Raw genomic sequence first — 5,565 nt, 5'->3', positions numbered from 1 at the left:
ATCGCCGCGCCGCCCCAGACGGCACTCGCCGGCGCGAGGCCGCCATGCGGCGCGGTGCTGATCAGCGCCGGCGCGGTGAAACCCGCCGCCGTGCTGCCCAGCAACACCGGCAACTGCCCGGCCGCGATCATCAGCGTGGCGCCGCTCTCGAAGCCGCGCAGCGCAGGCACTGACAGCAGGCTGGACAGCGCATCCAACCGCAGCAGCGCTGCGGCCGCCAGCAGCAGCCCGACCTCGGCCGCCAGCACGAGCGCCCCCTCGGTCGGGCTGACGCCGGCTGGCAACGCCCCCAGGGCCTGCGCGATCATCAGCGCCAGCACCGCCACCGGCCCCAGGCCGAGCACCGGGCTGGAGCCCAGCGCCGCATAGGCCAGCAGCGGCAGCAGGCTGGCGTACAGACCGACCTGGGGCGGCAAACCGGCGAGCATTGCGTAGGCCAGGCTCTGCGGGATCAGCAGCACGGCCACGACGGCGCCGGCGATCAGGTCGGCGCGCCACGTGGCAGTGAGGATCGCTGGCATCGGGGCCGAAGTATCGGCGCGCCAGCCGCCCGGTGGCTCGCCGTCGCGGGTCAGCGGTCGACCTTGACGCCCGACAGCTGCACCACCCGCGCCCATTTGGCCGTTTCCGCCGCGATGAGGGCAGCGAACTCGTGGCCTCCGCTGCCATGCACCAGCATGCCGCGCGCCGTCAGGCGCTCGCGCAGCGCGGGCCCGGCCAGCGCGGCCACGCTGTCGCGCTGCAGGCGGGCGAGCTGTTCAACCGGCTGGCTGCCCGGCGCAAACAGGCCGATCCAGGCGCTGGCCTCATAGCCCTTCAGCGCCGCGCCGCCCGCCTCCTCGACGGTGGGCAGCTCGGGCAGGCCGGGGCTGCGCCGCGTGCTGGTCACGGCCAGCGGCAGCAGCCTGCCGGCCTTGATCTGCGGCAGCGCCGACGGCAGGACGTCGAACATCAGGTCCATGTTGCCGGCGATCACGTCCTGCTGGGCCGACGCCGCGCTGCGATAGGGAAAGTGCAGCATGTAGGTCCGCGTCAGCCGCTTGAAGAGCTCGCCGGCCAGGTGCGTCGGGTTGCCATTGCCGCCGGAGGCGATGTGCAGACGGCCGGGCTGAGCCGCGGCGACTTGCACGAGGTCGCTCAGACTGCGCACGCCCAGGGCCTGCGCGACGCCCGGGTTCATGACCAGCACCAGGGGCACGGTCGCGATCAGGCAGATGGGCGAGAAATCCTTCACCGGGTCATAGGGCAGGCGGCGCGACAGCAACGGGTTGATCACATGCGTGCCGACGCTGCCCAGCAGCAGCGTATGACCGTCGCTCGCCCCGGCGACCTCGGCGCTGCCGATGTTGCCATCCGCACCCGGCCGGTTGTCGATGACGACCGGCTGGCCCAGGCTGCGTTGCAACTCGGGCGCCAGCTGGCGCGCGGCGACGTCGGCCGAACCGCCAGCGGCGTAGGGCACGACGATGCGCAGCGGGCGCGTCGGCCAGCCCGGCTGAGCGATGGCCGGCGTGGCCAGCCACAGCAGCAGGCTGCGGCGCAGAAGACTCGCGGGCCGAGCGCCGGGCCGCTCCCAAGCCGGCCCGTCATGGCGATGTGCTTGCGGCTCAATGCCGCAAGCATCGCCGTCCCCCAGGGGGACCGACCAGGGTACTCCTTGGACGAGGGGCCTGTTCATACCGGCCCCGGCAATTGCCTGAGCACGACCTGGCCGTTGATGCAGGCGGCGTCGAAGTCCTGCAGGATGGCGGCCAGCGTGTTGGCGTCGGGTGCCTCGACGGCCGTGATGCCGACGCCGCGGTTGCGACCCTCGGCCTTGGCCTTGTAGAGCACCATGTCGGCCCAGTTGACCGCCTGCTCCCAGTGCAGGCGCAGCGCCGGTGCGGCCTCGGTGCTGCCGCCCAGCGGAAAGCTCGCGAAGCCGATGGACGCGGTGACGCGCAGCGGGCCCGCGGGCGTTTGCACCGGCTGGCTGCCGATGCCGCGCAGGATGCGCCCGGCCATCAGCGCCAGGTCGTTGCCGGGCAGCTCGGGCGCGAAGACGAGGAATTCCTCGCCGCCCCAGCGCACGACCAGGTCGGTGTCACGCACGGCCGCGCGGATGCGATGGCCGACTTCGACGATGACGGCATCACCCGCCGCGTGGCCATGCCAGTCATTGACGTTCTTGAAGTGATCGATGTCGATCATCATCAGCGCGCCGCGGAAGCCCTCGGCCCGCTCCCTGCCGGCGGCGTCGCGCGCCCGCTGGTCCATGACGGCCAGGAAATGGCGGCGGTTGGACAGGTCGGTCAGCGGGTCGCGCTCGCTCTGCGCGCGCAGCAGGCTCTGGTTGGCCGTCAGGCGCGCCTGCGCCCGGCGCATGCGCAGCAGCGTGACGCCGATCAGCGCGAGTGACAGCAGCAGCAACGCCCCGACGGCGACACCGACCTTCTGCGCGAGCCGCTGGTTGGCCAGCTGCTGGTCCTTGAGCTGGCCGTCGCGGGCCAGCAAGTCGAGGTCGCGCTGCTTGGCGGCGCTGTCGTACTTGCGGCCCAGCTCCTCCAGCGCAGCGGCGCGGTTGCGCTCGTTGGCGCGCTCATTGAGCTCCCGCTCGGCATGCAGGGCGGCGAGGGCCTCCTTGTATTGACCGGCTTCGGCCCAGGTATCGGCCAGCTCGCGCAGCTCGCGGGCGCGCGGCACCAGATCGGTGGGGTCGGTGCCGAACTCGGCCACCCGGGCCAGCGCCTGGCGGCCCGCGTCGAACTGGCGCAACTTGATGTGGGCGACGGCGAAGTTGTGGTGCAGCGCTCGCTCGAAACCACGGTCGCGGAAGCGCTGCAGCACCGGCAGCGCGCGCTGGCCCGTGGCCAGCGCCTCCTTCAGCATCCCGAGATGCATGTAGGCGTCGACCAGGTTGGCGCGCAGCTGGGCCGCCAGATGAGGCGCGTCGGCCTGCTCGGCCAGCAGCAGGGCCGCTTCCACCGCACTCCGCGCGGCCGGCAAGTCATGCGCGCGGCGTTCGATGACACCTTCGAGACTGCGCAGCCGGGCGCCGACCACGAGGTCGCCGGACACTTCGGCCTGGGCGGCGCGGATCTCGGCGCGGGCGGCGTCCAGCTTGTCCTGCGACTGCAGCACGACGGCCAGCATGCCGCGGCTGAGGGCGGCGAGAGGCCGGTCTCCCCCCGCACGCGCCAGGGCGAGCGCACGGCGGATGCCCGCCTCGGCGTTGACGAAGGCGCCCTGGTCGGCCTGCTCGCGTTGCAACAGGCGCAGCGCCTCCCAGGTGCTGCGGAAGTCGCAGCCCAGCTCGCGCACGGCGCGCACTTCGTCACCGGCGGGGCAGCGCTTGTCCAGGCCGACCAGGGCGCGGGCGGCCAGCACGGTGACGGGCTTGCCGACGCGCTCCTGCGCCAGCGCGCGCAGCACCCAGCTGCGGTCAACGCCGTCCGCGCGGGCCATCAGCTGCACCGCGATGGCATCGGCCGCGTCGATCTGGCCGGCGTGCAGCAACACACGGCCGTGCGCCATCAGCCACGCGGCTTCGCGCGGCTGGCCGGGCTCGGCGTGGGTGGGCCAGCGCTGGCGCAGCTCGGCCAGCATGGCGTCCGGCGCATCGAACGCGCGGCGGGCGATGTTCGCCAGCAGCGTGTCCTCCGCCACCGGGTCGGGCACGGCGACGGGCACCGCGCCAGCCCGTGCAACGGCCAGCGACAGCAGCAACAGTGCAGGCAGCCGCTTGATCATGCATGCGCCCTTCGCGCTGCGCGCTGTCCCGCCAGGCGGGAGCGAGCTTGCTTGGGGCAGCCCGGCGCGGCGCTCACGGGCACCCTTCGCGCTGCGCGCTGTCCCGCCAGGCGGGAGCGAGCTTGCTTGGGACGGCCCGGCGCGGCGCTCACGCCTTGGCCTCGGCCGCCCGGGCCGGGCTGGGTCCGCTGAGCGCCTGCAGACCGACCAGGCCTTCGCTCCATGCGGCTTCCAGCCGCGCCGTCAGTTGCGCGGCAGCCAGCGCATCGTGGGCATTGATGCGCTCGACGCCATAGGCCTTGTTGCGGCCATGCGCCTTGGCCAGGTACATGACGGTGTCGACCAGGTCGATGGCGCGCTCCCACGACAGCCGCAGGCCGTGCGGCGACACCGGCAGGCTGACGAAACCGATCGAGGCGGTGACGGGAATGTCGCGGCCGTCCTGGCGCACGGGCCTGCCGCCGATGAGGTCAAGCAGGCGCTGCGCGAGCTGTTGCGCGAACGGGGCCTCGCGGCCGCGCGCCACGATGAGGAACTCCTCGCCGCCCCAGCGCACGATGAGGTCGTCGTCGCGCACGGCCTGCCGCAGCCGGCTGGCGATCTCGACCAGCACGGTGTCGCCGGCGGCATGGCCGTAGCTGTCGTTGATGCGCTTGAAGTGGTCAATGTCGACCAGGAAGACGCTGGCGGCCAGGCCCTCGGCGTTCGACAGGCTCTTGACGGCGGCCTGGAAGTGGCGACGGTTGGCCAGGCCGGTCAGCGGGTCGCTCTCGCTCTGGTGCTTCAGCGATGCATTGCTGTGGGCCAGCGCCTCGTTGGTGCGGCGCACGCGGCGGAAGGCCTGCCACAGCAGGCCCAGCGACACCAGCACGCAGCCGCCCAGCGCCGCCCACAGCACCAGCGCCAGGTTGCGCTGATGAACCTGCTCGGCCTTGAGGGCGTTGTCGCGGTTGAGCAGCTCGATGTCGCGCGCACGCTGCTCGGCGTCCTGGCGCTCCTGGGCTTCCAGCAGCAGCTTGCGTGTCTCGTCGCGCAGCACGCGCTCGCTCATGCGGCGGTGCTCGCCGTAGGCCGCCACGGCTCCGGCCAGGTCGCCGGCCTGCTCCAGATATCCCGCCAGCTCCTCCCAGCCCTCGGAGGCATACGACAGCGCGCCCTGCTGTTCGTCCAGCATGATCGCGGCGCGCACATCGTCGCGGCCCTCGGCGATCCGGCCCATGGCGATCTTGGCCAGGCCGATGTTGGAGCGCGCCACGCTCTCGGCGCCGATGTTGCGCGTGGCGCGCGCCAGCGGCAGGGCCTGTTCGGCCAGCGCCAGCGCCCGCGCCGACTGGCCCTGCCGCAGGTGGTAGTCGGAGATGTTGGCCAGGCCCAGCGCGCGCACGGAATCGGAGCCGGCGAGCGTGGCCTGCTCCAGCGCGTCGGAGTAAGCCTGCAGCGTGATGCTGGCGTCGGTGTCGCCGGTGTGGAGGATGCCGCGCATCGTGTAGACGCGGTTCAGCGTCATCGGATCGGGGTCCTTCTGCGCCTCGACAAGCGCCTGGGCCAGCAGTTGGCGGGCGCGGGCCGGCGTGTCCGCGCGGTCGGACGTGTAGGCCAGATCGACCAGGGTCAGCGCGACGCGCCAGGGCTGGCCCAGCTGCTCGGCCAGCCGCTGGGCGGCGTGGCCATAGTTCAACGACGCGTCGAGCTCGCCGGTGTCGCTGGTGATGGCGCCGAGCTGGTCGTAGTAGCGCCAGCGGAACACCAGGCCGGCGGCGTTGAGCTGCTGCGCATCCAGGCCCAGCAACAGCTTGCGCGCCTCGCGCATGTCGCCACTGGCGCGCAGGTATTCGG

4 protein-coding genes are annotated in these 5,565 nt (G+C 72.7%); all 4 read right to left on the bottom strand.

Features of this window, described 5'->3' with window-relative positions:
• Positions 1–521: SulP family inorganic anion transporter (locus ACT6S0_RS26010; RefSeq protein ID WP_444766633.1), on the bottom strand; the 521-nt coding region annotated here is incomplete at its 3' end.
• Between the two features lie 50 nt (positions 522–571).
• Positions 572–1,678 carry a Bug family tripartite tricarboxylate transporter substrate binding protein gene (locus tag ACT6S0_RS26005; RefSeq protein ID WP_444766632.1) on the bottom strand — a complete coding sequence of 369 codons (1,107 nt, stop codon included), beginning with the start codon at positions 1,676–1,678 and terminating at the stop codon, positions 572–574.
• Entirely contained in the window at positions 1,675–3,729 is a 2,055-nt protein-coding gene (locus ACT6S0_RS26000) for a diguanylate cyclase (RefSeq protein WP_444766631.1), read from the bottom strand. Before ACT6S0_RS26000 ends, ACT6S0_RS26005 begins: the two co-directional genes overlap by 4 nt.
• 148 nt (positions 3,730–3,877) lie before the next feature.
• Positions 3,878–5,565: diguanylate cyclase (locus tag ACT6S0_RS25995; RefSeq protein WP_444766630.1), on the bottom strand; the 1,688-nt coding region annotated here is incomplete at its 5' end.

The organism is Roseateles sp. (assembly GCF_052436255.1).
Lineage (GTDB): Bacteria > Pseudomonadota > Gammaproteobacteria > Burkholderiales > Burkholderiaceae_C > Pelomonas.
This window is presented reverse-complemented; position numbering and strand designations above follow the sequence as displayed.